The 25535-nt window shown below is 54.0% G+C and carries 22 protein-coding genes; all 22 read right to left on the reverse strand.

Translation table 11 applies throughout. The annotated features are described in order from the left end of the window. Positions 1-63 precede the first annotated feature (63 nt). Positions 64-843 (reverse strand): YlmH family RNA-binding protein, encoded by a 780-nt coding sequence (locus KVT34_RS07025; protein ID WP_217557860.1) that lies wholly within the window; start codon positions 841-843, stop codon positions 64-66. Beyond that, the gene (locus KVT34_RS07030; RefSeq protein WP_042232483.1) at positions 843-1118 is read right to left on the reverse strand and encodes a YggT family protein; all 276 of its coding nucleotides are present in this window, start codon (positions 1116-1118) and stop codon (positions 843-845) included. Before KVT34_RS07030 ends, KVT34_RS07025 begins: the two co-directional genes overlap by 1 nt. A 30-nt stretch (positions 1119-1148) precedes the next feature. Then, positions 1149-1574, reverse strand: a complete 426-nt coding sequence (locus tag KVT34_RS07035) for a cell division protein SepF (RefSeq protein WP_009671786.1) — start codon at positions 1572-1574, stop codon at positions 1149-1151. 36 nt (positions 1575-1610) lie between these two features. Then, positions 1611-2294 (reverse strand): YggS family pyridoxal phosphate-dependent enzyme, encoded by a 684-nt coding sequence (locus KVT34_RS07040; RefSeq protein ID WP_217557862.1) that lies wholly within the window; start codon positions 2292-2294, stop codon positions 1611-1613. A 48-nt stretch (positions 2295-2342) separates the two neighbouring features. Then, positions 2343-3197: a peptidoglycan editing factor PgeF gene (pgeF, locus tag KVT34_RS07045; RefSeq protein ID WP_217557864.1), complete on the reverse strand. Its 855-nt coding sequence runs from the start codon at positions 3195-3197 to the stop codon at positions 2343-2345. 196 nt (positions 3198-3393) lie between these two features. Beyond that, on the reverse strand, positions 3394-3690 hold the full coding sequence (locus KVT34_RS07050; RefSeq protein ID WP_042232476.1) for a YlmC/YmxH family sporulation protein: 297 nt from the start codon (positions 3688-3690) through the stop codon (positions 3394-3396). A gap of 188 nt (positions 3691-3878) precedes the next feature. Beyond that, a complete protein-coding gene (gene sigG / locus KVT34_RS07055; protein WP_009671832.1) occupies positions 3879-4661 on the reverse strand; it encodes an RNA polymerase sporulation sigma factor SigG in 783 nt (260 codons plus the stop codon). A gap of 271 nt (positions 4662-4932) precedes the next feature. Beyond that, positions 4933-5655 (reverse strand): RNA polymerase sporulation sigma factor SigE, encoded by a 723-nt coding sequence (sigE, locus tag KVT34_RS07060; protein ID WP_217557866.1) that lies wholly within the window; start codon positions 5653-5655, stop codon positions 4933-4935. A gap of 29 nt (positions 5656-5684) precedes the next feature. Continuing rightward, a complete protein-coding gene (spoIIGA, locus tag KVT34_RS07065; RefSeq protein ID WP_217557868.1) occupies positions 5685-6608 on the reverse strand; it encodes a sigma-E processing peptidase SpoIIGA in 924 nt (307 codons plus the stop codon). A 204-nt stretch (positions 6609-6812) separates the two neighbouring features. Next, a complete protein-coding gene (ftsZ, locus tag KVT34_RS07070) occupies positions 6813-7961 on the reverse strand; it encodes a cell division protein FtsZ (protein WP_217557871.1) in 1149 nt (382 codons plus the stop codon). A gap of 222 nt (positions 7962-8183) precedes the next feature. Then, entirely contained in the window at positions 8184-9437 is a 1254-nt protein-coding gene (gene ftsA, locus KVT34_RS07075) for a cell division protein FtsA (RefSeq protein ID WP_009671845.1), read from the reverse strand. 459 nt (positions 9438-9896) lie between these two features. After that, positions 9897-10757: a cell division protein FtsQ/DivIB gene (locus KVT34_RS07080; RefSeq protein WP_254634636.1), complete on the reverse strand. Its 861-nt coding sequence runs from the start codon at positions 10755-10757 to the stop codon at positions 9897-9899. A gap of 93 nt (positions 10758-10850) precedes the next feature. Next, a complete protein-coding gene (gene murA / locus KVT34_RS07085) occupies positions 10851-12137 on the reverse strand; it encodes a UDP-N-acetylglucosamine 1-carboxyvinyltransferase (protein ID WP_217557873.1) in 1287 nt (428 codons plus the stop codon). 15 nt (positions 12138-12152) lie between these two features. Continuing rightward, positions 12153-13058 (reverse strand): UDP-N-acetylmuramate dehydrogenase, encoded by a 906-nt coding sequence (murB, locus tag KVT34_RS07090; protein ID WP_042232464.1) that lies wholly within the window; start codon positions 13056-13058, stop codon positions 12153-12155. 209 nt (positions 13059-13267) lie between these two features. Continuing rightward, positions 13268-14398 carry an undecaprenyldiphospho-muramoylpentapeptide beta-N-acetylglucosaminyltransferase gene (gene murG / locus KVT34_RS07095; RefSeq protein WP_217557875.1) on the reverse strand — a complete coding sequence of 377 codons (1131 nt, stop codon included), beginning with the start codon at positions 14396-14398 and terminating at the stop codon, positions 13268-13270. Between the two features lie 5 nt (positions 14399-14403). After that, positions 14404-15501: a stage V sporulation protein E gene (gene spoVE / locus KVT34_RS07100; RefSeq protein ID WP_103993618.1), complete on the reverse strand. Its 1098-nt coding sequence runs from the start codon at positions 15499-15501 to the stop codon at positions 14404-14406. 109 nt (positions 15502-15610) lie between these two features. Next, positions 15611-16999 (reverse strand): UDP-N-acetylmuramoyl-L-alanine--D-glutamate ligase, encoded by a 1389-nt coding sequence (gene murD, locus KVT34_RS07105; RefSeq protein ID WP_217557877.1) that lies wholly within the window; start codon positions 16997-16999, stop codon positions 15611-15613. A 3-nt stretch (positions 17000-17002) separates the two neighbouring features. Further along, positions 17003-17965: a phospho-N-acetylmuramoyl-pentapeptide-transferase gene (mraY, locus tag KVT34_RS07110; protein ID WP_217557879.1), complete on the reverse strand. Its 963-nt coding sequence runs from the start codon at positions 17963-17965 to the stop codon at positions 17003-17005. Positions 17966-18140: 175 nt separating this feature from the next. Next, positions 18141-19565: a UDP-N-acetylmuramoyl-tripeptide--D-alanyl-D-alanine ligase gene (locus KVT34_RS07115; RefSeq protein ID WP_217557881.1), complete on the reverse strand. Its 1425-nt coding sequence runs from the start codon at positions 19563-19565 to the stop codon at positions 18141-18143. Then, entirely contained in the window at positions 19562-21049 is a 1488-nt protein-coding gene (locus KVT34_RS07120; protein WP_217557883.1) for a UDP-N-acetylmuramoyl-L-alanyl-D-glutamate--2,6-diaminopimelate ligase, read from the reverse strand. Before KVT34_RS07120 ends, KVT34_RS07115 begins: the two co-directional genes overlap by 4 nt. Before the next feature lie 100 nt (positions 21050-21149). Next, the gene (locus KVT34_RS07125) at positions 21150-23102 is read right to left on the reverse strand and encodes a stage V sporulation protein D (RefSeq protein WP_217557886.1); all 1953 of its coding nucleotides are present in this window, start codon (positions 23100-23102) and stop codon (positions 21150-21152) included. An 85-nt stretch (positions 23103-23187) separates the two neighbouring features. Beyond that, entirely contained in the window at positions 23188-25518 is a 2331-nt protein-coding gene (locus tag KVT34_RS07130) for a penicillin-binding transpeptidase domain-containing protein (protein WP_217557888.1), read from the reverse strand. Positions 25519-25535: the final 17 nt, after the last annotated feature.

Genomic DNA, 25535 nt, shown 5'->3' on the forward strand with positions numbered 1-25535 from the left:
GTTAAGAAATAGAATTTCGACGAAAAAACGAAAATTCCTTCATTCCTCGCACTTAAAAATAGGTTAAACGTATTTGCCTACTTTCATGCGGGTTCTGCCTTTCTTCGTCACTCCTTCTATTTCCAGGACACGAAAACGCCCAAAGCCCTGTAAAGAAACGACGTCGCCCTCCTGCAGGGGGACGCTCGGATTCTCTTCGGGCTTCCAGTTCACTTTGCATTTGCCGGCCCCGATCGGAATGAGAACTTTGGCCCGGCTTAATCGGAATACATCGCTTACAATTCCATCCAGACGAAGAGAAGCTACGGACAGCGACATCTCCTCGAGTTTAACGGCGGACGGTTTCAACTTATCGATGGGCAGAATCTCGGTCGTCACATGCACGCGATGCACTTGGCTGAGATTTAGATGAAGATAATCGGCCGCTTCTTCCGCCACGACGAAATGGCAGCCCTGTTCGGATACGTTAATATCCCCTACCTTGTCCCTTTTCATGCCGAGCGCCAAAATCGCTCCCATATAATCGCCGTGACTAAGCGCCTGGAACTTGCTGTCGCCGGATTCTACGGACAGAACTCTCAGCCCCATATCTTCGCCCGAGAGATCCAAGTAATCCGGCCCGAGAATCGCTCTCTGGCGCTCTGCATCCGGGTACCCGCCATCCAATCTGCAGTTCACGTCGGGATTGCGGTTAACCAGTGTACGGAGGATAAAAGCTTGCCGGGGATCGAGAAAGTCCGTCCGCTTCACTTTGTGATGGGCGGCGTTCTCGACCCACTCCTGGGCCCGGTCCACGAAAGCGTGCTCATCGGGATGGAAATGCCCGTAAATTTCTTTGGCCACTAGAATATCCCCACGATGTAGCCGACCACGACTTTGAGACCTGCGACGACGAGCCAGAATACGCCCATGGCAACGATCGGAGAAATATCAAGAGGGCCGATCGGCGGGATAAAGCGGCGGAATGCGCTCAGATAGGGCTCCACGAGTTTCGCCAGCAGTTCGCCTATAAAGCTCTCGCGTGCATTCGGGAACCAGGAAAGCAGCACGTAACCGAAAATCATATAAAAGTAAATTTGGGCCAATGTATCGATTAACCCGTAAATGTTCATGACCAACCGCTTTCACCTCAACCTTTTTGTCCAATGCTAAGCTTCATGCAAAAAATCCGAGATCGATCCCTGAATTTCTACGGAATCCGGGGCGCACAGGAAAATATTCGGTCCGATCTTAGAGATCGATCCGTTCAGCGCATAAACGGTCCCGTTCAGGAAATCGAAAATACGTACCGCTTGTTCGGGACGAACCCGCTGCAAATTCACGACGACGGTCCGGCGGGAACGCAGATGATCCGCGATCTCCTGGGAATCGTCGAAAGAATGAGGTTCGTGAAGCACAACACGGCTGTTTTTCTGCGAATGAATGCTCACAATGTTATTTTTACTCTGTTTCGTACGTTGTTCCTGCACCGGGGTTTCAGGTTCTTCCGGAGTTTCTACAATTCTTTCCCGTTCTACGACCTCTTCTTCTTCCTGAAGTCCGATAAAATTCATAAATTTATTCATAACGCCCATCCGACGCTCCTCCTCTGTGGAAAAGATGGTATTCATTCAAGACTTTCCGACAAGTACGGTACCTAAACGCACCCAAGTTGCGCCCTCTTCGATCGCCACATCAAAATCTCCCGACATCCCCATGGACAAATGCCGCAAAGGTTCCGGCAGAATCCGCTCGGCGTTGAGCGCGTCCCTCAGCTCGCGCAGCTTCCTGAATACGGGCCGGGTCGCTTCCGCCTCGGCCTCCAGCGGGGCCATCGTCATCAAGCCGACGATCTGAAGATGGGGGTATTGCTTCAAATCCTTCGCGAAGGATTCCAGCTCTTCCGGGGGCAGTCCGTATTTGGATTCCTCGCCGGATACGTTCACTTGTATAAAACATTTGACGAAAAGATCCCGCTTGGCGGCCTCTTTCTCCAGTTCTTTGGCCAGCGAAGCACGATCCAGCGAATGGATATACGCGAATTTTCCTATAATGTCCTTCACCTTGTTCGTTTGCAAATGCCCGATAAAATGCCAGTCGCCCCGGTCTCCGAGCGTTTCCCATTTTTCTTTGGCATCCTGCCAGCGGTTTTCTCCCACCTGTGTTAACCCATGGTCAAGAGCTTCGCGCGTGGCTTCCAGAGATACATATTTCGTAACCGCGATCACGTTTATGTCTTCAGGGCTGCGGCCGGACCGCCGGCAAGCCGCCTCAATGCGGTGGTGCACATCTTCAATACGCGCCTGCAAATTCATCAGCAGCGGTTCACTCCCTCCATGCTGTCTGTATGTTGTCGGGCCGGATCAGTCGTTTCTGAGGCCAATCCAGGCTGCCATACGCCCGGTCGAACCCCCTTCTTTACGATGGGAAAAGAACAGATCGGTCGAACAGCTCGTACATAACTCTGTTACTTCTATATGCGACGACAAAATTCCTGCTTTCTCAAGAAATTGTCGGTTGCATTCCTGCAAATTCAACTGATATTTGCCTTCTTTACGGGGGATAACGACAGTTTCCGTCTGTTTTTTGGAAATGCCGGTATCCAGATGGCTCTCGTAAACGCGTCCCGCGACAAAATCATCCACTTCGTAACAACAGCCGCCTATGGAAGGCCCGATTACGGCGTACACGTCTTCCGGCCGGCTTCCAAAGGAGCGGGTCATCGAAGCAAGCGCCGCCGCGCCGATATTCTGGACCGTTCCTTTCCAGCCGGCGTGAGCGACTCCTACGACCCTGTTCACCGGATCGATCAGATAAAGCGGAACGCAGTCCGCGTATAAGGCGCAGAGCATGATTCCTTTTTCAGCCGTAATAAAAGCGTCCTTGTCCTGAATCGCATCGGCACGCGAAATGCGTCCGCTTCCCATCTGCTTCTTTTCGATAACCGCTACTTCTTTGCCGTGCACCTGTTCGCCGAACGTGAGCGCTTCAAAGGGCACTCCGAGCGCTGCGGCAAGTCTCTTCCGGTTCTCGACGACATCCTCGTCCGCATCGTTTACGTGCAAGCCCAGGTTAAACGAATCGAAAGGAGCCGAGCTCACTCCTCCGTGACGTGATGTAAATCCGGCCTGAACGAAAGGAAAACGTTCCTGAAGTTTTTCCAGCACAAAAAGCTCCGGTTCATCGGAATTTGATTTCTTGCGTACAAACGGTTCCACTGCTTGTCCCCTCCGTATCCACGGCCTACAGCGGCCTTTTCTGCTTGTTCAAGTTTACCATATCGGTCATAAGACGACAAAAATTGGCGGTGCGGCAATTATGAAAAAAGGGCGTCTTCGTTTTATAGCCGATTTTTAGAACCGATGCCTTATAATGAAGCGCCCGAAATTACGCCCATCCTCATATCCACTTCTATTACCCGCGAGGGCTGCGGTTATAATCAGCGGAATCGCTCTCCTCGACAGCCCGGTAAGTTTTCGCTTCCTCCAGTTTGACCAGAACGACGTCGGCTCCGATTTTGACGATATTTTTCCAGGGTATGATAAGATCCGTTCCTCCCCCAAACAAACCGAAAAACTTGCTGCTGTTCGGAACGACAATGGAATCGATCCGGCCCTGGCGGAGTTCAAGCTCCAAATCGCTGATCTGGCCCAGTTTCTTGCCATCCACAATATTAATAACGTCTTTCGTTTGAAAGTCGGATATTTTCATCTGCTTACCCCACGCTTTCAGGTTATTCGCCCGTTTGTTCTAGTATATGAGGGACACGGCCAAAATGTCCTGAAAAACCAAGAAAAGGGCCTCCCGGGGTCCAACCGGAAAAGCGGGCATAACAAAAAGCCCGGAATCCGGGCTTTCGATAGATATGCGTGCAAGTAAATCGGGCAGGCGGAGATCAATCAGCTTTTGACATGTTTCTGCATCTGGGTGATCGCCGATTTCTCCAGCCTTGAAACCTGCGCCTGCGAAATTCCGATTTCATCGGCGACTTCCATCTGGGTTTTGCCTTCGAAAAAGCGCATCGACAAAATCATTTTTTCGCGGGAGCCGAGCTTTCTCATCGCTTCTCTCAACGCGATTCCTTCGATCCACGACATGTCTTTGTTGCGTTCATCGCTGATCTGATCCATCACATAGATCGGGTCTCCACCGTCGTGGTAAATCGGCTCAAACAGGGAAACGGGGTCTTGTATCGCGTCAAGCGCGAACACGACATCTTCTTTCGGAACGTTCAGCACTTCGGAAATTTCGTAAATCGTCGGTTCGCGGGAATTTTTGTTCGTTAAACTGTCGCGGACCTGAAGCGCTTTGTAAGCAATATCCCGCAAAGAACGGGAGACACGGATCGGATTGTTATCCCGCAGATATCTGCGTATTTCTCCGATGATCATCGGCACCGCATACGTTGAAAACTTCACGTTCTGGCCCAGATCGAAGTTATCGATCGCTTTCATCAGGCCGATGCAGCCCACTTGAAAAAGGTCGTCGACGAACTCGCCGCGGTTGTTGAAACGCTGAATCACGCTGAGTACCAGTCGCAGGTTGCCATTGACCAGTTTCTCTCTTGCGGATCGGTCGTTCTTCGTCTGCAGATTGGTGAACAGCTCACGCATTTCCACATTCGTCAGAACAGGAAGTTTGGCGGTATCGACACCACATATTTCGACTTTATTTCGGGTCACGGTGATTTACCTCCCAAGGAGAAACATTACTGTTAATTATCTCCGCGACCCGTGTTTTTATGCGCCGTGAAGAGCGTGTCTCCCCCCTTGACAAGTGCCCGGATGCTTGCTCTCTCCTGCCGCTGTTGGCCCGTATTCGCTTTCAGTTTCCGATAATTTTTTTAAAAGAAGGCGGATACGTCTCCCGTTCGGGGACATTATCCGGTACCTCATTAAAATCGTATCGAAATCTCACACTAAAAAGCCTACCACACAGGTGATAGGCTTTGGATTAAACCATTTTATTAAACTCTTTGCGCAGCCGTTTGATGATCCTTTTCTCCAGCCGGGAAATATAGGACTGGGAAATGCCGAGCTGGTCCGCAACGTCCTTCTGCGTTTTCTCCTCACCGTCCTGGAGGCCGAAACGGAGCTCCATGATCGTTCGCTCCCGGTCCGTCAGCTTATCGAGCGCTTTATGCAGCAGCTTGCGGTCTACCTGCTCTTCGATGTTGCGATAGATGGTATCGTTCTCGGTGCCCAGCACATCGGACAATAACAGCTCGTTTCCGTCCCAATCGATATTCAGCGGTTCGTCGAACGACACTTCTGTCCGTATTTTGCTGTTGCGGCGGAGATACATGAGAATTTCATTCTCGATACAGCGCGACGCATAAGTCGCCAACTTGATTTTTTTCTCGGGGTCGAACGTATTGACCGCTTTAATAAGACCGATCGCTCCTATGGAAACCAGATCCTCGATGTTGATGCCCGTATTTTCAAATTTACGGGCTATATAGACAACCAGCCGGAGGTTGCGTTCAATCAGCATGGCACGGATGGCCGCGTCCCCGGAGGGCAGTTTTCCAAGCAAATATTCCTCTTCTTCCCGCGTTAGCGGAGGAGGCAGTGCTTCGCTTCCTCCTATGTAATAAATTTCTTCACCTTTCAGACCAAAAAAGATAAGAATCTTGTAATAAAAAATTAGCATCTGCAATTTCCATTTGACCCGCATAACCGCTTCCTCCCACTCATAACCTTTCTTTAGCCGGCAGCAACCAGCGTCGGATGAATAATGGCATGATACGCCCCGTCACCGGAGAGTTGACCTCCGTCCAGTCCTACAAGTACTTTCGTCGTTTCCACTTGACCGCTGCTGTACGTGATGACCACCTTGTCGGGTTTAATCGCCAGCATGAACTGCGTATTTCGGTTTACTCCCCGGTAAGGCACCAATCGCAGACGGTCCTGCCATACAAAGTCTTCTTCCGTACCGATCGCCGTGATAATCTGTTCCACCTCGGCTGCGCGGATTCGTTTCAGCCACGATTCCGGCAGCATACTCCCAAGCTGCGAAGCCTCCATGACCATCACCGGAGTCCGTGTCAGCGGATCGTAGAGCTGGTTGCCCGTATCGATCAAGCCTGTACACCGGAAATCCGCACCGTCCACGATCACACTTACTTCCGCCAGATGGACGGCCAGTTCTTCCTTCTTCTTCACTCCCGCCATCACCAGTCTGTGCAGCACCAAAGAACCTGCTCCTAACACGATGACTGCCCAAGTCTCGATCCGGATACTGAACCTCGCCGCACCCGTTTGGCTGAACAGAAGCCCGTTCATCACATCGCCCGATGTTTGAAACACGTAGTTCAGGCCGAAAACGCCCCCCGCCGCCACAAAGTTGACTACATAGAAGGTGCCCGTGTTGCGCAAAAAGCGCTGCAAGCTGCCATAGCCGAAAGCAATCCATACCATGCAAAGAGACATGATGATCTTTGCCGCAAAAGTAAACAAGAACGACAAGGAAGGTACGAACATGAGCAGTACATAAGATCCGCCCAGCGCAGAGGACACCGCCAGTTTCCAAGGTTTGAAAGACAAACGTCGCGTCCGCGCGGTCACCAGTAAAACGGCGGCATCCATGACGACATTCACCAGGAAAATCAGATCCGCGTATACGACCAATTTTCCTCACCCCCAAGCGGATGAGATTAGTATATTAAAAGACGAATTCAAAGTCTGTCTAAACGTGCCGGAGTCCGCCAACTATTTTTGTCGCATAGTGGGGAAAAGAAAAAAGCCGTCACAACTGACCTTAGGTCAGTTGTGACGGCTTTTCCGGGAGGGCTCAGCTTGCCGCTCTCCACCTGTGCCATTCCGTTAACGGAATTATTTGTCGAGATTGTTACGTCCGCGGTTGCGCAGGAACGTCGGGACTTCCAGGTCTCCCGGTTGACCGCCGAACGGCCGCAAATTGTTCACACGCTGCTGAGTTTCGGCAGGTGTCTCCTGCTGCTGCTGTTGCGGCGACTGCACGCCGCCTTGGCGGCGGTTATTCGGCTGAGGAGGCTGCTGCTGTTGCGGCTTGTCCTGGAATCCGGTAGCGATAACGGTAACCATAATCTCTTCTTTGAGATTCTCGTTGATAACCGCACCGAAGATCATATTCACCTCAATGTCGGAAGCCGAAGCAACGATGTCTGCAGCTTCGTTTACTTCGTAGAGGCTAAGATTTGTACCGCCCGTGATGTTCATCAAAACCCCGCGAGCACCCTCGATGGAGGTTTCAAGCAGCGGACTCATAATGGCTTTCTTGGCGGCCTCGGCGGCACGGTTCTCGCCTGTCGCGATACCGATGCCCATAAGAGCCGAACCCCGCTCGGTCATAATGGTTTTTACGTCGGCAAAGTCGAGGTTGATAAGACCCGGCACGGCGATAAGGTCGGAAATCCCCTGTACCCCTTGACGAAGAACGTTATCCGCCTCGCGGAAAGCTTCCAGCATAGGCGTCTTCTTGTCTACAATCTCAAGGAGACGGTCGTTTGGAATAACGATCAGCGTGTCCACTTTTTCTTTGAGCGCTGCGATGCCCTGTTCAGCCTGGGCGGCGCGTTTGCGTCCTTCGAACGTGAACGGGCGGGTTACGACACCCACCGTCAGCGCGCCGCACTCTTTCGCGATTTCCGCGATAACCGGAGCGGCGCCCGTACCGGTTCCTCCGCCCATACCTGCGGTTACGAATACCATATCCGCGCCTTTGAGCGTGTTCATGATTAAATCACGTGATTCTTCAGCGGCTTTCTTCCCCACATCGGGGTTGGCGCCGGCTCCCAAGCCGCGCGTTAATTTATCACCAATTTGGAGCTTGTGCTCCGATTTGGCCAGATGAAGTGCCTGCGCATCGGTGTTGACCGTAATGAACTCGACACCCTGCACTCCATTTTCGATCATCCGGTTAACTGCATTACTGCCGCCGCCGCCCACACCGATGACTTTTATCTGGGCCAATTGTTCCATATCCAGATCAAATTCAAACATAGCAGTCAATGTCCCCCTAACTTAACTTTCCGTGAGCTGTAAGCTCAAAATGGGTAACGCGCCTGTCGGCACGGTAATCGCAAGAGTTCGCACATAGCCCGAACATGGTTCTGAAGCGTGTCTGTGCGCGTGCCCGCCTGGTTGCAGGCTGCAGAGCCAGTGACGGGACACTTGTATCCATAACCGGGAAAGATGCATTCAGAAACAGCAGAGCTCGTCCCGTTAGATAAATTCCTTAAGGAAATTTTTGACTTTGTCGAACCAGCCAGGGCTCGCTTCAGTCTGGGGTGTTTTGACACTGGCAGGTTTGTTGGCCGTTTGCTTCTTGGGCGCCGTAACCGGGCGGTTACGCAAAAACTTGCAAACAAACTGGATGATCCCTACTCCGCTCGTATAAGCCGGGTCGCGGACACCGATGTAATCGGGCACTGCGATACGTACGGGAGCAGCCAGCTCTTCCTGTGCAATGACAAGAGTCCCCGGCAGTGATACGGTACCTCCCGTGAGGACATAACCTCCGGCGGGATCACTGTATCCTAACCGGCTGGCTTCTGCGCGAATCAGGTGGAAAATTTCCTGAACACGAGGTTCAATGATATTCGCCAGATCGACCTGGGAAAATTCCTTATCCACCTGACTGCCGATCCGGTTGACTTTAAACACCTGATCCGGCGCGGAATCTTGAATCGTCGCGCAGCCGTATTTAAGCTTGATTTTTTCCGCAATATCCATTTGGGTGCGGAGCCCGATTGATATGTCATTGGTAATGAAATCGCCGCCGATAGGCAGCGTGGATGTTGCAACAAGATTACCTTGATCGAAAACGGCAATCGTTGTCGAACCTGCTCCGATATCGACCAATACGGTTCCTATCGACTTCTCATCCTTGGAAAGCGCAAGCTGTCCGGAAGCCAGAGACATCAATATGAGTCCTGCCACCTTAAGTCCGGATTTCTCAACAACGCGAAGCAGGTTATGTATGCCTGTTTTGGCTCCGGTAATAATCGTGGATTCGACTTCAAGTCTGACCCCGATCATTCCTCTTGGTTCGTGTATGCCTTCTTGGCCGTCCACTAAGTATTGGTTAGGTACTACTCCGATAATTTCGCGCTCAGGAGGCAGCGCTATGACTCTAGCCGCTTGTATAACTCGTTCGATGTCTTCTTCGCCGATCTCGCGGTCTTCATTGGATACGGCCACAACCCCGTGGCTGTCCTGAAGCGCGATGTGGTTTCCCGTAATCCCGACGTAAACATCAGAAATTTGTATGCCCACCATACGTTCGGCATGATCGATCGCGGATCGGATCGATTGAACGGTCTGGTCGATATCGACGATGGCACCTTTGCGGATGCCTTCCGAGTCGGCTGATCCTACCCCTATTATATTAATGGTTCCGTTTACGACTTCCCCAATAATAGCACGAACTTTGGATGTACCGATGTCTAAACTAACAATGATGTCATTGTTGCTCAAGCTTTGGCACCTCCTGTTAAATGAAATCAGGGCACAGCCCGTCTGCTTTCTACTTATTCAACATGACGGCTGTTTTCCCTCTTTATTTGCGTATTTTTTTTGTGAACGCTGTATTTCCTCTTTTTTTGCCTTCTAAACCGATAAAAATAGAATACCATAAAATCAATTCTAACACTAATTTAATAGGGTGGGTAGTAATATTTTCCTGAGAAAACCCTGAAAAATTCATGAATCTAGCGCCTTTCATCCGGGCTTTCTGCCGTTCGAAAAGCTCGCAACTTCCCTATCGATTCCTCCCTTGAAAGTCTCGTAGATTACAGGGCGTAACGGCGCCTGTTACCAATCCCTTCCTTTAAATAAGGAGACCTGTCCGGCGGAATTCCCTTCTAAGTTAGGAGCAGGTGATCCCTTCGTTGTTCCGGCAGCGTCCGTTTTGTCTTCCTTACCGCCCGTATCGGATTAGCGGGTATCCTTTTGGGGAGTGGAAGTCGGTTTCACGCTTCCGCCCGGTTTCGGAGTGGGATCGGACTTTTTGGTTGAGCCGGTTCCGGCTTTGCCTTTGTTTCCGGCGGCGCTCGTATCCAGCGGCAAGTGATCGTCTGTTTCCAGCAGCATCAGAATGCCGGAGTTCACTTCGCTTCCCTGCATGCTCGTGATGTAAGCGGACAAATTCATAATTTTATTCGGCAGATAACCGACTGTCGTCACGACTTCGAACTTGGTACGGGTGTACATCTTAATCTTGTCCTTGTAGGCTTCCGACGGGTCCGGGCGTATCTCCGAAATGTCCGATAAGTACCCGGCCGGAATGGCGGCCAGCGCTTTGCAAAGAGCGATGCGGTTGGGATCGTTCTCTTTCCATCCGGTCAGAATGGGTTTGTCCACCGGCATGTCCTCTTTGACTACGGGAACGACGGAACCGTCGGCAAGCACCGCCTGCTTCACGCCGTCCGCCCCGAACTGGAACGCAACGCGCGGATACTCGTGCACCACGATGCTGATTTGTCCCGGAAAATGCTTGGAAACTTCAACGGACTGAACCATACGGAGGGCCGCAACCCTCCCGCGTACGCTCTCTGACCCGACCGCAAAAAAATGATCGCCCTTCCGGACGGCGGCGGCTTGTCCGATTTCTTCGGAAGAAAGCAGTTCGTTGCCTGCGATCTTGATTTCACTGACCCGGCTCAAGGACGAGCGAAAAAAGAGAACGGCGAGAATCGTTACGAAAAACAGGAACAAGAGCGTAAGCAGCTTCCGGTTGGCGCGCGTCCTTCTCGGTTTAGGGTTCGGCAGCACCGGAACTTTATTCTCTTCTGGCAAGCCTAACACCCCCGCTTCCTTTTGCATAACCTTGTGAACGTGTTAAACCCTCTTATCCCCTCCTGTAAGCAGGAAGGGACTAGAGGCACTGCATTATTCACCGGTGACCGGAGCTTGATCCGGTACGGGAGCCTGCCGGCGAATGCGCGCACCCAGCCGGGTGAGCATTTCTTCGATCCGGTCGTACCCTCTGTCGACATGGTGGATTTGTTCCACGACCGTAGTGCCGTGAGCGGCCAGCCCCGCTATGACAAGCGCGGCGCCGGCACGGAGATCGGTAGCCTCGACCGTAGCCCCGTAGAGCCTCGGTACACCGCGTATAAACGCCGAGTTGAAATCCACGCGAATGTCCGCTCCCATCCGGGTGAGTTCATCCACATGCTTAAATCGGCTCTCAAAAATCGTTTCTTTCATTATACTGATTCCATCTGCTAGGGAAAGAAGCACCATAACTTGCGACTGCAAGTCTGTCGGAAAAGACGGATGAGGTGCTGTAACGATACGCTCGACCGCCCGCGGTCTTGTTGGAGCGTGCACATTTATTATATCATCGTGCACCGTAATTTGAACACCTGCGCGCCTCAGCACATGAATGGCGGCATTCAGATGCTGGGGACATACTCCTTCCAGCGTTACGCTGCCTTTCGTTGCGGCCGCCGCCACCATAAAGGTGCCGGCAACGATACGGTCCGGAATGATCCGGTACGTGCAGGCATGTAAGGAGCGGACGCCACGTATAGTGATAGTATCGGTCCCCGCTCCGATTATGTCCGCTCCCATCGCGTTCAGGAAGTTTTGGAGGTCCTGGATTTCAGGCTCCCGTGCGGCGTTGGAGATGGTTGTGATCCCGTCGGCTAGAACGGCAGCCATCATGATGTTCTCGGTGGCCCCCACGCTTGGAAAATCAAGCGTTATATCGGCACCCTTGAGATCCTCGGCTTTACAAATAATCGTACTGCCGGTTTCCTCGATCGTAACTCCGAGCGCCTGCAGCCCTCTCAGATGCAGATCGATCTTCCGTTCACCGATCGCACAGCCGCCGGGCTGATAAACCTGGACGGTTCCGAAACGCGAAAGCAGCGGACCCATCAGAAAAATAGACGAACGCATCTGCTTCATCAGTTCTTCCGGAACGTGCGTGCTGTTCAAACCGGTTGTGTCCAGCACAACCGTGTCCTCTTTGTGCTCGGCGCCGCACCCCAGGGAACGGAGTATGCCGAGCATGACTTCAATGTCGAGCAGCTTCGGGACATTGCGCAGCGTGTGGGTTCCAGACGCCATTATGCTGGCTGCAAGAATAGGAAGCGCCGCATTTTTGGCACCTTGGATCCGAACGGCTCCCGATAGGGGAATGCCGCCTTCGATTACCAACTTCTCCAATGTCTCACCTCCGAATTACCTCTCGCCCACCACCAGTACCTCAGGCTGCAGCTCCACACCGGATTTCTCCCGTACAGTCTTCTGCGCCAAAGCAATGAGGGCCAGAACATCCTCGGCCGATGCATCTCCGGTATTCACAATGAAATTGGCATGCAGCGGAGAAATCTCCGCACCGCCTACCCGCGTGCCTTTCAGGCCTGCTTCTTCGATCAGCTTGGCGGCATGATTGCCCGGCGGATTGCGGAACACGCTGCCTGCGCAGGCGAGCTGCAGCGGCTGCGTTCTGAGCCGGCGGTCCTTGTACGCCGCCATTGCACCCGCGATCTCCTTCCGGTCGCCCGGCTGCAGCTCGAAGACCGCTTCCGTTACGATGCCCGGCAGCGTATGCAGCACCGAATGCCGGTAAGCATACTGCAGGTCGCTGTTCTGCATGATGATCAATTCCCCTGTGTCCAGCAGCACTTCAGCCTGTTTAAGAATGCGTGACACATCAGAACCATGAGCCCCCGCGTTCATGTAAACGGCGCCTCCCACCGACCCCGGAATACCTCCGGCGAATTCGAGACCCGTTAATCCTTCCTTGCCGGTCATGACGGATAATTTGATAAACGAGTAGGCTCCTCCCGCGTAGACGGTGCTGCCGTCGAAACGCAGCGTTTCCAGTGCCCGGCTTAATTTGATGACAACGCCCCGGATTCCCTTATCCCCCACAAGCAGGTTGGATCCGCGCCCGACGACTGTCCAGGGAACCTTATGCTGCCCGAGCAGCCGGATCGTCTCAACCAGCTTCTGTTTATCCTGCGGGATAACGAGTAGATCGGCAGGACCGCCGATTTTCCAGGTTGTGTACGGTGCCAGCTTCTCGTTCTTCAGGACCTCACCCACCTGAGCCGCCTGCAAGTCTGTAATTAACTGGTGCATGGGAAAACCTCCTTCACAGAACTCAAGGTTGAAAAGCCCCTTTCCCGGCATTCTTCGGTTCCCGGTAATCGTTACCGGCAAGAGCGGGAGTCGGTACGGGCGGCTTTGCCTTAGGTGTCTGCCACGGTTATAGTGTAGTTTATGTTAAATCGGATAGAGTGTGACAATGGCCCATCTAGTTCCCCGTAAAAGCTTGATCCTGCGGCCTTTTAACGCCTCCGCTGCCGGGCGGATACAATCTGTTCCAGCTCCCGGACGACAAGTGCGGCGGAATCCCGCTGGCCCATCTTCGCGGATTGCTTCGCCATATGTTCCCAGCGGACGGAATCTTCCATGATTTTGCCGATCTGATCGAAAAGAACCCGGCCGCTTAAATCTTTCTCAAGCAGCGTTACCGAGCCGCCCTCGTCGGAAAGAGAGCGGGCGTTATGCTCCTGATGGTTGTTCGTCACGTTTGGTGACGGAATTAAGATGGAAGGAATTCCAAGGGCGGTAATCTCCGCCATAGTAGACGCTCCGGCACGGTTCACGACAAGCTTGGACGCCGCCAAAACCTCCGGCATGTTATGAATATACGGAAGGACTTGAAGATTAGCCGGAACCGAACCCGTCGCCTCCTGAATCCGCTGCGCGGTTGATTCGAAATAGGGCTGGCCCGTTCCGAATACAAACTGCACGCCGGGCAGCTCATGTACAAGCGGGGCCAGTTCCACCATCGCTTCGTTAATGGCTTTGGCTCCCCGGCTCCCTCCCACAACGACAACGAGTCTCGCGTCCGGCGTTAATCCGAGCGAGGAGAACCCGCGGGCCGCATCCGCATTTACCATGGAAGTCGCGCGCGGATTGCCCGTGTAGACGACTTTTTTGGCCTGAGGGAAGATTCCTTCCGTTCCCCGGAAACTGACGGCTACCGTAGACACGTAGCGGCTTAGAAAACGGTTCGTAAGTCCCGCGATGGCATTCTGTTCATGCACGAGCGTAGGAATGCCCAGTTTGGCGGCCGCATACAGGACCGGGCCGCAGACGTATCCCCCCGTCCCTACCACCGCATCGGGCTTGAATTCCCTGAGAAAGCTTTTGGCACGGCCCACACCGCGCAGAAAGCGCAGCACGGTTTTGACATTATCCAGGGACGCCAGCTTACGCCGGAACCCTGTAATTTCTACGGCTTCAAAAGGCATATCCAGCCCGGAACGCGCGACAATGTCACGCTCCAGGCCGGAGCTTGTGCCGATGTATAAAAATTTCGAATCGGGGTGGTCCTGCAGGCACTGTTCCCCAATGGCCAAAGCCGGGTAAACATGCCCGCCGGTTCCTCCCCCGCTGAATACGATACGCATTCGTTTCACCTCGAATAGCGGGATATGTTGAGCAGCACGCCGATCGACGTCAGCATCAGGGTAAGGGACGAACCTCCCGCGCTTATAAGCGGAAGCGTGATCCCCGTAACCGGAAACATTCCGATCACGACGCCGATGTTAATAATCACCTGAACGGCGATCATTCCCACAATACCGACGGCAACCAGGCTGCCGAACGTGTCTGGTGCTGTAATAGCGGTGCGCATCCCTCTCCATACGAGAATCGTGAACAGGATCAGTACGGCCGCACCGCCGATAAAACCGAGCTCCTCGGCGATGATCGAGAAGATAAAATCCGTCTGGGGCTCGGGCAGATAGCTGTACTTCTGCCTGCTCATTCCGAGCCCCAGCCCCGCCAGCCCGCCCGGTCCGATCGCGTACAGCGACTGGATGGACTGATAGCCCGCTCCCAGCGGGTCGGACCACGGGTCCATAAAAGCCGTAATCCGCTGCAGCCGGTATGGGGCCGCAATAATCAGACCGACGAAGCCTGCGACACCGGCCATGGCAAGATAGGATAAATGAAGAATGCGGGCCCCCGCCGTATAGATCACGAGCAGGGAAGCGCCGACCAGAACCGCCCCGGTGCCAAGATCCGGCTGGAGCATGATCAAGCCGAAGGCCAGTCCCACAAGCCCCAGAGGAGGCAGCAGCCCCTTCGTAAACAGCGTGATCTGGGACTGCCTGTCGGACAAAAGCTTGGCCAGAAAAACAATCATGCCGATTTTCATAAATTCGGAAGGCTGAATCCCGAACGACCCGATTCCGAGCCAGCTCCGGGCGCCCCCGCGAACCACGCCGATCCCCGGGATCAGAACCGCCAGCAGAAGGCCGAAACAAATGAGCAGGCCGACCTTCGCGTACTTTTTCCACACCCAGTAGTCCGTGTTCATCGTAAAAAACATGGCCACGATACCGAGCACCGCGAAAAGCAGCTGCCTTTTCAAATAATAAAACCAATCGCCAAATTCACGGAAGGCCAGCACTCCGCTGGCACTGTACACCATAATTACGCCGATCGTCAAAATGAGCAGGGTCGAAACCAAAATCCATACATCCGGAGCGGAACGCGCTTTAGCCATAGGGACACCTCTTACGAATAAGAATATCGGGTGCCTACAGCCTGAAAACTAAGCTGACTGACGATGCCGCAATCCGGAAGCGGACGAAGGAGGCTTGACTACCCGTTCCTTACAGATTATGCACGGACTCCTTAAACATGCGTCCCCGTTCCTCGTAAGAAGCAAACATATCCCAGCTGGCGCATGCCGGAGAGAGCAGAACGATGTCCCCTTCCCCTGCCAGCTTGCTCGCAGCCTGAACGGCCTCGCCGATCGCTTCCGTGCTGTTAGCAGTATCGACCGTTTCGACGGCGGCCAATCCGGCTTCACGGGCAACGCGGTTTATTTTCTCCCTCGTCTCGCCGAACGTTACGACGGCTTTCACGCGCGAAGCAAGCAGCGGAAGCATTTCTTTGTAGTCCGAACCGCGGTCCAAGCCGCCTGCGATCAGAATGACCTTCTGTTCAAACGATTCGACAGTCTTCGTCGTAGCGGCGGGATTCGTCGCTTTCGAATCGTTGTAATAAGCCACACCGCCGAATTCACCCACGAATTCGAGACGGTGTTCCACGCCGCGGAATGTCCGCAGGACGTCTGCGATCGCCTCGACCGATACGCCTGCGATCAAGGCGATTGCGGATGCCGCAAGGGCGTTCTCGATGTTATGAGAACCGCGAATGCCCAGCTCTTTGGCAGGTAAAATCGGGTATGTACCGCCCTCTGCATCCCGGTAAGTCAGCACGCCGTCCCCGGAGAGATAAACCCCTTTGTCCAGCTCCCGCTGCCGGGAAAACAAAAGGACTTCCGAAGATACTTCACCGGCCAGCTTCCTGCATACCTCGACATCGGCGTTCAGCACCGCAACATCATCCTGCTTCTGATTCGCAAACAGCTTGGCTTTCGAGGCCACATAGTCTTCCATGGAGCCGTGATAATCCAGATGAGTTTCGTACACGTTGAGCAGGCAGGCGATTTTCGGCCTGAACTCCCTCGTGCCTTTAAGCTGAAAGCTGCTCAGCTCTACGACCATCCAATCGGACGGTTTCGCTTCCGCCGCCGCCTCCGTCAAAGCCCGGCCGATGTTGCCCGCAACGATCGGGTTCAGCTTGCCCGCTTCAAACATCAGGCCGATGAGCGTCGTCGTCGTGGTTTTGCCGTTGCTTCCCGTAATCCCGATCATCGGAGCCGCACAGATATGGTACGCCACTTCCACTTCCGTCACCACTTCGATTCCGAGCTCCGCAGCCTGGACGACCGGCGGTGCCTCGTAAGGGATGCCGGGATTTTTGACGATCAGTGCCGTATCTTCTCCCACAAGTTCAGGCGGGTGCCCCCCGCACACAACAGAAATTCCCAAGGCTTCCAATTCGTCGGCCTCGGGACTCGTTTCACGCGTTTTCCGGTCATTGACCGTTACGTCCGCTCCCATTTCATGAAAAAACTTGGCCGCCGCAACCCCGCTGCGGGCCAGGCCGAGTACGACCACTTTCTTCCCCCGGTACTCACTCGGATGCTTCATTTGCTACAACACCTCATTCATGTATAGTCCCAGTGCCGCCAAAACAAGACCCGCTGCCCAGAACGTGGTGACAACCCGCCACTCGGACCAGCCGACCAGTTCAAAGTGATGGTGAATCGGGCTCATTCTAAAGACGCGTTTGCCTGTTGTTTTAAACGAAATAACCTGGATGACAACCGATAAGATCTCAATCAGAAAAACGCCGCCGACAACCGCAAGCAGGAGCTCCGCTTTGGTCATGATCGCCACCGCAACCAGACCTCCGCCGATTCCCAGCGAGCCGGTATCGCCCATGAATACTTTCGCCGGATGCGCGTTGAACACAAGAAATCCGAGAACGCCTCCTACCATAGCTGCAGAAAAGATAGCCGCTTCCGGTTGAGTATTGTTCATCGCGATGATCGTAAAAGCGCCGAACGCGATCGCGCTCGTGCCTGCAAGCAGCCCGTCAAGTCCGTCCGTAAAGTTAACCGCGTTGGATGCGCCAAGCATCAGAATCGTCATCAGCGGGAAATAAAGCCAGCCTGTGTCGAAGGAGACATCCAGCACCGGCACGAACAAAGTCGTGCTGTGATTGGACGTAACAAGCAGCACGCAGACTACGGCGGATACGACCAGTTGGCCGATTAGTTTCTGCTTGGCTGTGAGGCCGAGAGAGCGCTTGAACACAATTTTGATATAGTCATCGAGAAAACCGACGAGCCCGTATCCGAGCGACGCGATCAGCAGAATCCAAAGCTCGATGTTGCTGTCGGAAAACCGGAGCGCCGCTATCGCGAGCGCGATCAATATGATAATGCCGCCCATGGTCGGCGTTCCTTGTTTTTTCTGATGGCTTTGCGGGCCTTCCGTACGAATGGTCTGTCCGAACTTCAGTCTCCGAAGAAGCGGAATGAACAGAGGGCCCATGATAAGAGCAAGCAGAAATGCGACTCCCATCGTGAATAAGATCACTTTTAACTCCACGTTTGATATCCTCCTACAAGCTCTCCTGCCGGAAAGCTGCTCCGTGTTTCGATTCGGGTATAGACACGGCAAGCGGGTGAGGCCTGCCGATTCAGCAGCTGCCGTCCAAGCCGGATGAGTTTGCTCTTATGCTTCTTTGACGGCGGCAGACGCCGCCAGGTTGCGGCGATAGCGCCTATTTTGCCAAGAGCGCCTCCGCCACTTCCTCCAGCTTCATCCCCCGGGACCCTTTGATCAGAACGAGATCCCCGGATTTCAATGCGGCGTGGAGCGCTGCGGTTAATTCCGCTTTGTCCTCGAACCAGCGGACGCGTTCCGGCCCGAACGACTCTCCGGCCGCTTCCGCGATATGTCTGCCGAGCGAGCCGTAGGCATATACGCCCGCCAAAGCGTCCGGTGACAGAAGGGAGCCGATTTCCCGGTGATACCGGGTTTCGTCCTCGCCCAGCTCCAGCATGTCGGCAAGGACCACATATTTGCGCGGATATCCCTCCAACTGCTCGACGAGCCGGATGGAAGCCTTCATGGAGCTTGGCGAAGCGTTGTAAGCGTCGTTAAGCACGGTCACTCCACCGGGGGTCTGACGCTTCTCGATCCTCATGCCGGTCATCTGCATGCCGGCCAGTCCTCTGCGTATGTCCGCATCGGGAACTCCCAGCGCGGTGCCTACGGCGATAGCCGCCAAAGCGTTGTCGACATTGTGCTCGCCAAGAAGCGGGATGTAGTACTTCTGCGCATCCTTGTCGCTTTCCGTATCGCGCGGGTTGATCGAAAAATGGGTGCCTTCTCCGTCCATTTGGATAAGAGTCGGGTACAAATCGTTCGTATGGCCGCGTCCGAAGCGGATCTGGCTCATACGGGCCGGCTGCTTCATTTCCGGCAGCACAAGCGGCAGCAGCGGCTCATCCCCGTGGAACACGTAGGTTCCGCCGTCTTTCAGACCGCTGAGAATCTCCGTCTTCGCGCGGGCAATCTCTTCGCGGGAGCCGAGCTGCAGCAGATGAGCGTCACCGATCATCGTAATGACCGCGATATCCGGCTCGGCAATCTCGGAGAGCAGCTCGATTTCTCCCCGGCCGCTCATCCCCATTTCGACCACGGCCACTTCCGTCGTATCGTCAAGCTGGAGAAGCGTAAGCGGAAGACCGATGTGATTGTTCAAGTTGCCTTTAGTTCTGTGTACGTTGTATACCGTGCCTAGAACGGCCCCCATCATATCCTTGGTGGTCGTTTTCCCGTTGCTGCCCGTAATGCCGACCACTTTAACGTTCAAGGTTTTCCGGTACGCGTGCGCAAGCTTCTGCAGGGCGGTCAGCGTATCGTCAACCAGAAGAAGCGGCAGTCCTTCCGGACGGCCTTCCTGCCGGCTTTCCAGCCACAAAGCGGCTGAAGCGCCTTTGGCGGCGGCATCCGGCACAAATTCGTGCCCGTCAAAGCGTTCTCCGACAAGGGGAACGAACAAACTTCCGGGCGCGATCGTACGCGTATCCGTGGACACCGCGTCAATCACGATTCCGCCGGCGCCGTTATCCGATCCCGGCGGAATCAGCAGCTTCGCACCGGCCAGCTCGGCTATAGTCGATAATGGAAGTTTTCTCATGACTTCAACCTCCTTAATGCGGCACGGGCTATAAGCCTGTCATCGAAATCATGCTTGACTCCGGCGATATCCTGGTAGGTTTCATGTCCTTTTCCCGCTATCAATACTACATCCTGAGGGCCTGCCTCTTCAATAGCCTTTTGGATCGCTTCCGGTCTGTCGACCAGAAGCTTATACCGGCTCTCGTCGACGCCCGCTTCGACCAGTCCCGGAACGATGTCGAGCAGGATCGCGCCGGGATCTTCCGTCCGCGGATTGTCCGAGGTCACGTACACATCGTCGCTCAGCTCCCCCGTCACTTTTCCCATGAGAGGACGCTTCGTCCGGTCGCGGTCACCCCCGCATCCGAACACACATTTGATCCGGCCCTGCGCGAATTCCCGTATCGAACCGAGCGCGTTACGGAGACCGTCCGGCGTATGGGCGTAATCCACCAGAACGAGAAATTCCTGGCCTTCATCGACAATCTCCATACGGCCGTCCACCCCGGGCATGCTGGCGAGGCTTTCCTTGATTTGGGACAGAGAGAGCCCTTCGGCAAGGGATACGGAAATGGCTGCCAGCGCATTATAAACGTTAAACAAACCTACGAGCTTCATGCGCATCGGCTCCGTTCCCGCAAAGGAAACCACGTCGAATTCCGTCCCTTTGGCCGTAATGCTTATGTTGGCCGCTTTGACGTCGCAATCCCGGTTGACTCCGTATGTAATGACTTCAGCCGCGGTCAATTTGGCCAGACGCTCCGTCGAAGGGTCATCCGCGTTTAAAACCGCATACTGTTTATCTCCGGCATCTCCTGTAAACTCGTTCCCCATGCGTGAAAACAGAAGTCCTTTGGCCGCCTCGTATTTATCCATCGTTTCGTGATAATCCAGATGATCCTGCGTCAGGTTTGTAAAAACGCCTCCGCGGAAACGGACTCCTTTGACCCGGCCCAAATCAAGCGCATGGGAAGACACTTCCATGACACAATAGTCGGTTCCTTCGTCCGCCATAAGCCGGAAGGTCCTCTGCAAATCCGACGCTTCCATCGTCGTGCGTTCCATCGGAATAAACTCCGAACCGATCTTGGCGGAAATCGTTCCCATGAGCCCCGTCCGGAAGCCCTGGTCACGTAAAATATGTTCGACCAGAAAACTTGTCGTCGTTTTGCCGTTCGTCCCCGTAATGCCGATCACTTTCATCTTCCGGCTCGGGTATCCGTAAACGCAGGCCGATAAAACCGACATCGCGTATCTGGCGTCCTTTACGATCAACTGCGGAACATCAAGCTCCAGTTTCCGTTCCGTCACAAGCGCTGCCGCCCCGAGCTCTATCGCCTTCGGAGCGAAGTCGTGGCCGTCGGACACGAATCCGGGCACACAGACGAATAAATCACCGGGACGTACTTGACGGGAATCGGTAGCGATGCCTGATATTTCTGTTGTCTCTTCACCTATGAGTTGACAAATTAAAAGCTGAGAAGCCAATTCCTTCAGCTCCATGTCAAATCGCCTCCCACCATTGGCACGTTTCATTTGCTATTCTATGTGTTCTTTCTATCAGTATGGACAAAAGCCTGACAAGAAAGAAGCGCCGAAACAATCAGCGCCCCTCTTTTTTGTCCATAGCGCCTTCCGGCGGATTAGATAAGTATACACGAATTGTTGAACCCCGGTCTACTCTCGTCCCCGGCTTCGGCGCCTGGCTGATCACCGTATTTCCCGTGCCGGACTTGGCAATCAGGAAATCGGAGTTCAGGTCTTCGTAGATATCCTGAACGGTGGCTCCCACCAGATCGGGCACTTCTACAATCGGCGTTTCGCCATATTTATATTTTTTGGTCAACTGGTTTTTGTCCGGCTCCACCTTCATGTACCGGAGCGCATCCTGCATGATGTTCTTGACAAGCGGAGCGGCAATCAATCCCCCGAACTGAATGCCTTGAGGATCATCGACCGCGGCATAGACAACCACCTTGGGATTATCGGCCGGAGCGAACCCGATAAAGGATACGATGTGCTCATTCGGCGAATAACGGCCGTTTACGACTTTCTGGGCGGTCCCCGTCTTGCCCCCGACCCTGTAGCCGTCAATGAACGCATTACCGCCGGTCCCTTTCGCCACGACGCTTTCCAGTGCCTCACGGACTTGCTTCGACGTCGCTTCCGAGATTACCGTATCCACCAGCTCCGGTTTGACCGTTTCGACCACTCGCCCCGTTTCGGACTCTATCCATGATTTGGCGACATGCGGCCTGAATAACTTACCCCCGTTAATCGCCGCCGAAACGGCTGTGATCTGCTGAATCGGCGTAACGGATACCCCCTGTCCGAAAGCGGTCGTCGCAAGCTCGACCGGACCCACTTGCGAAGGTTTGAACATAATTCCGTTCTCTTCTCCGCCAAGGTCGATTCCGGTTTTTCTTCCGAAGCCGAAACGCTTGATATAGTCGAAAAGGGTTTCCTTGCCCAGGCGTTGTCCCAGAACCACAAAACCAGGATTGCAGGAGTTTTCCACGACTTCCAGGAACGATTCGCTTCCGTGCCCGCCGCGCTTCCAGCAGCGCAGCCTCGCTCCGCCTACTTCGATAGCGCCCGGATCATGAAACCTTTCGTTTTTCAGATCGACCTTCTTCTCTTCCAGTGCGGCCGCCAGCGTAATGATCTTAAACGTCGAGCCGGGCTCGTACGTCATCCAGATCGGAAGATTCCGGTTATACGTCTCCGCCGGGTATTTCCCGAAATTACCGGGCTCATAAGTCGGCCGGCTTCCCATGGCGAGAATTTCCCCGTTGTTCGGGTCCATCATAATGGCAATGGCATGCTTCGGCTGGTATTTCACCATCGCCTGGTCCAGCTCCCGTTCAAGCACCGCCTGCAAGTGTTGATCGATCGTCAGCTGCAGGTTCAGACCGTCTTTCGGCTCACTATACTGTTCGGTGGAACCCGGCATTTTGCGATTGGCAGCGTCTGCCAGATAAGAGACATTGCCTTTGATACCCGTTAGCAGCTTGTCGTACTTGCTTTCTACACCCGTAAGCCCCTGGTTGTACGTTCCCGTGAAACCGAGAATATGCGCCGCGAGGCTGCCGAACGGGTAATAGCGGCGGTTATCGCCGGCTACCACGATACCGGGCAGGTTCAGGGCTTTAATCTCCTGCGCCTTCTCCAGCGTAATTTTCCGTCCGGCGGGCTTGATCTCGTTAATGCGTTCCCGCTTCGTAATCTGCTTGTAAATCGAATCGACGGGCGCCTGCAAAACTTCCGCAAGCTTGGCCGCCGTTGCATTCGGATCTTTAAGCTGGACCGGAATGGCCATTATGGACGGCGTGCTGATATTATACGCCAGTTTCTCTCCGTTGCGGTCCCATATCTCGCCGCGATTGGCCATAAAAGGAATCTCCCGCCGCCAGGAGTCTTCCGCTTTAGCCGATAAACCCGGGCCGAGCCAAAGCTGCACATACGCCAGCCGGATGATCAGAGCGGCAAATAAGACCGTTCCCAAAATGAGTGCGGCAAACAACCGGCGCCGCACGGTAAAGCTGGACACTCGCATGGATTCGCTCCCCTTCCAGACAAGTCATGACCGTTCTTCTCATGACTATTCCGAACAAGCAGGGGATAGAACAGGCACGTCCGACTTATTCGGACTTTTCCGGAACGGCCTGCTTCTCTTCCGGCGGCGTTACGACTTCTCCTCCCAGAGGCTGGAGCTGCAGCGTGAGCACGCGGTCGCTTCCTTCGCCTTGCAAAGCCTGGGAGACGACGTAGCCTTCGCCGGTACTGGCGGTGCGGATGCCGAGCAGCGCACAGAGCTCGAGCGCGTCCCGCAGCGCCTTGCCTTTCATATCCGGTACCGCGATTTCCGCGGGAGCTTGCATGGCAAGGTATACCCGCTGGTAAGGGCCGATCTCGGTGCCGGCTTTCGGATACTGGGCTACCACCTTGGCGCCCTGGCCTACGGTTTCAATGTCCACTCCGGCGCGTTCCGCCGCGGCTTTCGCCTGGGCCGCCGTCATGTTGCCGAAATCCACGGCTTTCTGCGTGGACGTCTGGACCGGCGTAACCTGAGCCTGCTGCTTGCTGGACGGGATGCGCAAGTAACGGAGGGAATTTTGCATGATTTCTTTGAAAGCCGGAGCCGCCACATAGTGGCCGAGCAGGTAGTTATTTCCGAGCTCAGGTTCGTCGGCGATGATAATGAGAACGAACTGCGGATCTTCCACCGGCGCAAAACCCGCAAAAGAAATGACCCACTTGTTCGCGGCATATCCTTTTTGTCCCGGTACGACTTTGTTGGCGGTACCGGTTTTGCCCGCGATCCGGTAGCCTTCGATGTAAGCGTCTTTACCGGTTCCCTTCACTTGATCCGCTACGACCTGTTCCAAATATTCGCCGACTTTTTTAGCCGTCGCGGCGCTAACCGGCTGTCCGACGACTTTAGGCTCTATTTTCTGAATAGGCTGCTGGGTCTTCGGGTCGATAATTTCTTTCACGACATGCGGCCACATCAGCTTGCCGCCGTTTGCGATCGCTCCGTACGCCGCCGCTTCCTGAATGGCCGTTGCCGTCAATGCTTGTCCATACGTGGCCGCCGCATAGTCGACCTCGTAGGCAAGATTCGTCTGTCCGGCAACCTCGCCGTACAAATCAATGCCTGTCTTTTTACCGAAACCGAACCGGTCGATATAATCCTTCAAACGCTCGACACCGAGCATTTTATAACCCAAGTTGACAAAAGCCACGTTACTGGATCTTTTCAGTCCCTCTAAGTACGTAATAGGCCCCCATCCGATTCTGTTATGATCATAAACGGGTTTTCGGCCGGGAACTTGGACGGAACCCGATTTAAAAGTAGCTCCGGGATTAAAAACCCCCTCCTCCACCGCAGCCGCCAGCGTAACCAGCTTAAACGTGGAACCCGGCTCGTACTGGGACTGGACGTTGTGATTGGTCTGGTCCCCGCCCTTCCAAAATTCATTCGGGTTGTAATTCGGGTAGCTCGCCATCCCCAAAATTTCCATTGTCTTCGGGTCGGCTGCAATCGCCATCAAACTTTTCGGGTGCCATTGATCCATAACTTTGGAGAGAGCATTCTCCATGTAGTATTGAATGTTTTTGTCAATCGTCAGCTTGACGTAATTCCCGTTTACGGGTGGCACATACACGGATTTGCTCTGAACGAGCTCGACACCGTTTTTGTCGCTGTTATAGCTGAGCGAGCCCGGCGTACCTTTGAGCTGCTCGTCCAACTGCGCTTCGATGCCCATGCTCGCCTTGCCTTCACGGTTTGTATACCCGAGAATATGCGCGGCCAAAGAATTGCCCGGGTAATAACGCTTCTTCCCGGTCGTAAGATAAATGCCCACATCGGCCTGCGTACCGTATTTCTTTTTATCTTTGTCATTCAATTGCTGCTGGAGTTTCTTAACGAGCTGCTGCACTTGATCGGCTTTCGCCTTGTCGATGTTTTTGCCTTCGTTATTGACCTCGACATTGACGAGATACGCGTCCTCCGGCTTCGGTTCTTTTTTAGCGTCTTTTTTGTTGTCTTTCTTATCGTCGGCGGCTGCGGCTCCATTTGACTGGACAGCCGCAGGGTCTACCGCTCTTTTCTTCGTAGCCAGGCCTTTGATTTTATCGGACAGGTTTGGAGAATCCGAGTTGTCTTTTAAAATCTCCGTCAGCCCGGCCGTAATATCGTCCGCAAGCCCTGTCTGATAGATCACTTTCGGATTCAGCGAAACCGAGTAGGCCGGAACTTCTTCCGCCAAAATCCGGCCTTCCCGGTCGAGAATCTTCCCCCGCTCCGCCGGTACGACCCGGTCGGTTTCCCACCTTTTCTCCGCTTCATTAAGAAGTTTGCTGGCGCTGACTCCCTGGATCCATAAAATCCGGCCTAAAAAAACAATAAAAAGAAGGGTAAAAAACCCTCCAATTAGTAGTGAGCGCATTTTCATTTTCTTAACCATGTACGTCCTCACCTCAA

The organism is Paenibacillus sp. GbtcB18 (genome assembly GCF_019091125.1).
Classification (GTDB): Bacteria; Bacillota; Bacilli; order Paenibacillales; family NBRC-103111; genus Paenibacillus_F; species Paenibacillus_F chitinolyticus.

Excerpts from the sequence above, each read along its gene's own strand:
- ftsZ (WP_217557871.1), bottom strand. The coding sequence starts at position 7,961 with ATGTTTGAATTTGATCTGGATATGGAACAATTGGCCCAGATAAAAGTC.
- KVT34_RS07130 (WP_217557888.1), bottom strand. The coding sequence starts at position 25,518 with ATGGTTAAGAAAATGAAAATGCGCTCACTACTAATTGGAGGGTTTTTT.
- sigE (WP_217557866.1), bottom strand. The coding sequence starts at position 5,655 with ATGCGGGTCAAATGGAAATTGCAGATGCTAATTTTTTATTACAAGATT.
- KVT34_RS07120 (WP_217557883.1), bottom strand. The coding sequence starts at position 21,049 with ATGGAGCTGAAGGAATTGGCTTCTCAGCTTTTAATTTGTCAACTCATA.
- murD (WP_217557877.1), bottom strand. The coding sequence starts at position 16,999 with ATGAAGCATCCGAGTGAGTACCGGGGGAAGAAAGTGGTCGTACTCGGC.
- KVT34_RS07115 (WP_217557881.1), bottom strand. The coding sequence starts at position 19,565 with ATGAGAAAACTTCCATTATCGACTATAGCCGAGCTGGCCGGTGCGAAG.
- KVT34_RS07040 (WP_217557862.1), bottom strand. The coding sequence starts at position 2,294 with ATGAATTTGCAGGCGCGTATTGAAGATGTGCACCACCGCATTGAGGCG.
- KVT34_RS07050 (WP_042232476.1), bottom strand. The coding sequence starts at position 3,690 with ATGAAAATATCCGACTTTCAAACGAAAGACGTTATTAATATTGTGGAT.
- murB (WP_042232464.1), bottom strand. The coding sequence starts at position 13,058 with ATGCACCAGTTAATTACAGACTTGCAGGCGGCTCAGGTGGGTGAGGTC.
- KVT34_RS07125 (WP_217557886.1), bottom strand. The coding sequence starts at position 23,102 with ATGCGAGTGTCCAGCTTTACCGTGCGGCGCCGGTTGTTTGCCGCACTC.
- murG (WP_217557875.1), bottom strand. The coding sequence starts at position 14,398 with ATGCGTATCGTATTCAGCGGGGGAGGAACCGGCGGGCATGTTTACCCG.
- KVT34_RS07035 (WP_009671786.1), bottom strand. The coding sequence starts at position 1,574 with ATGGGCGTTATGAATAAATTTATGAATTTTATCGGACTTCAGGAAGAA.
- spoVE (WP_103993618.1), bottom strand. The coding sequence starts at position 15,501 with ATGGCTAAAGCGCGTTCCGCTCCGGATGTATGGATTTTGGTTTCGACC.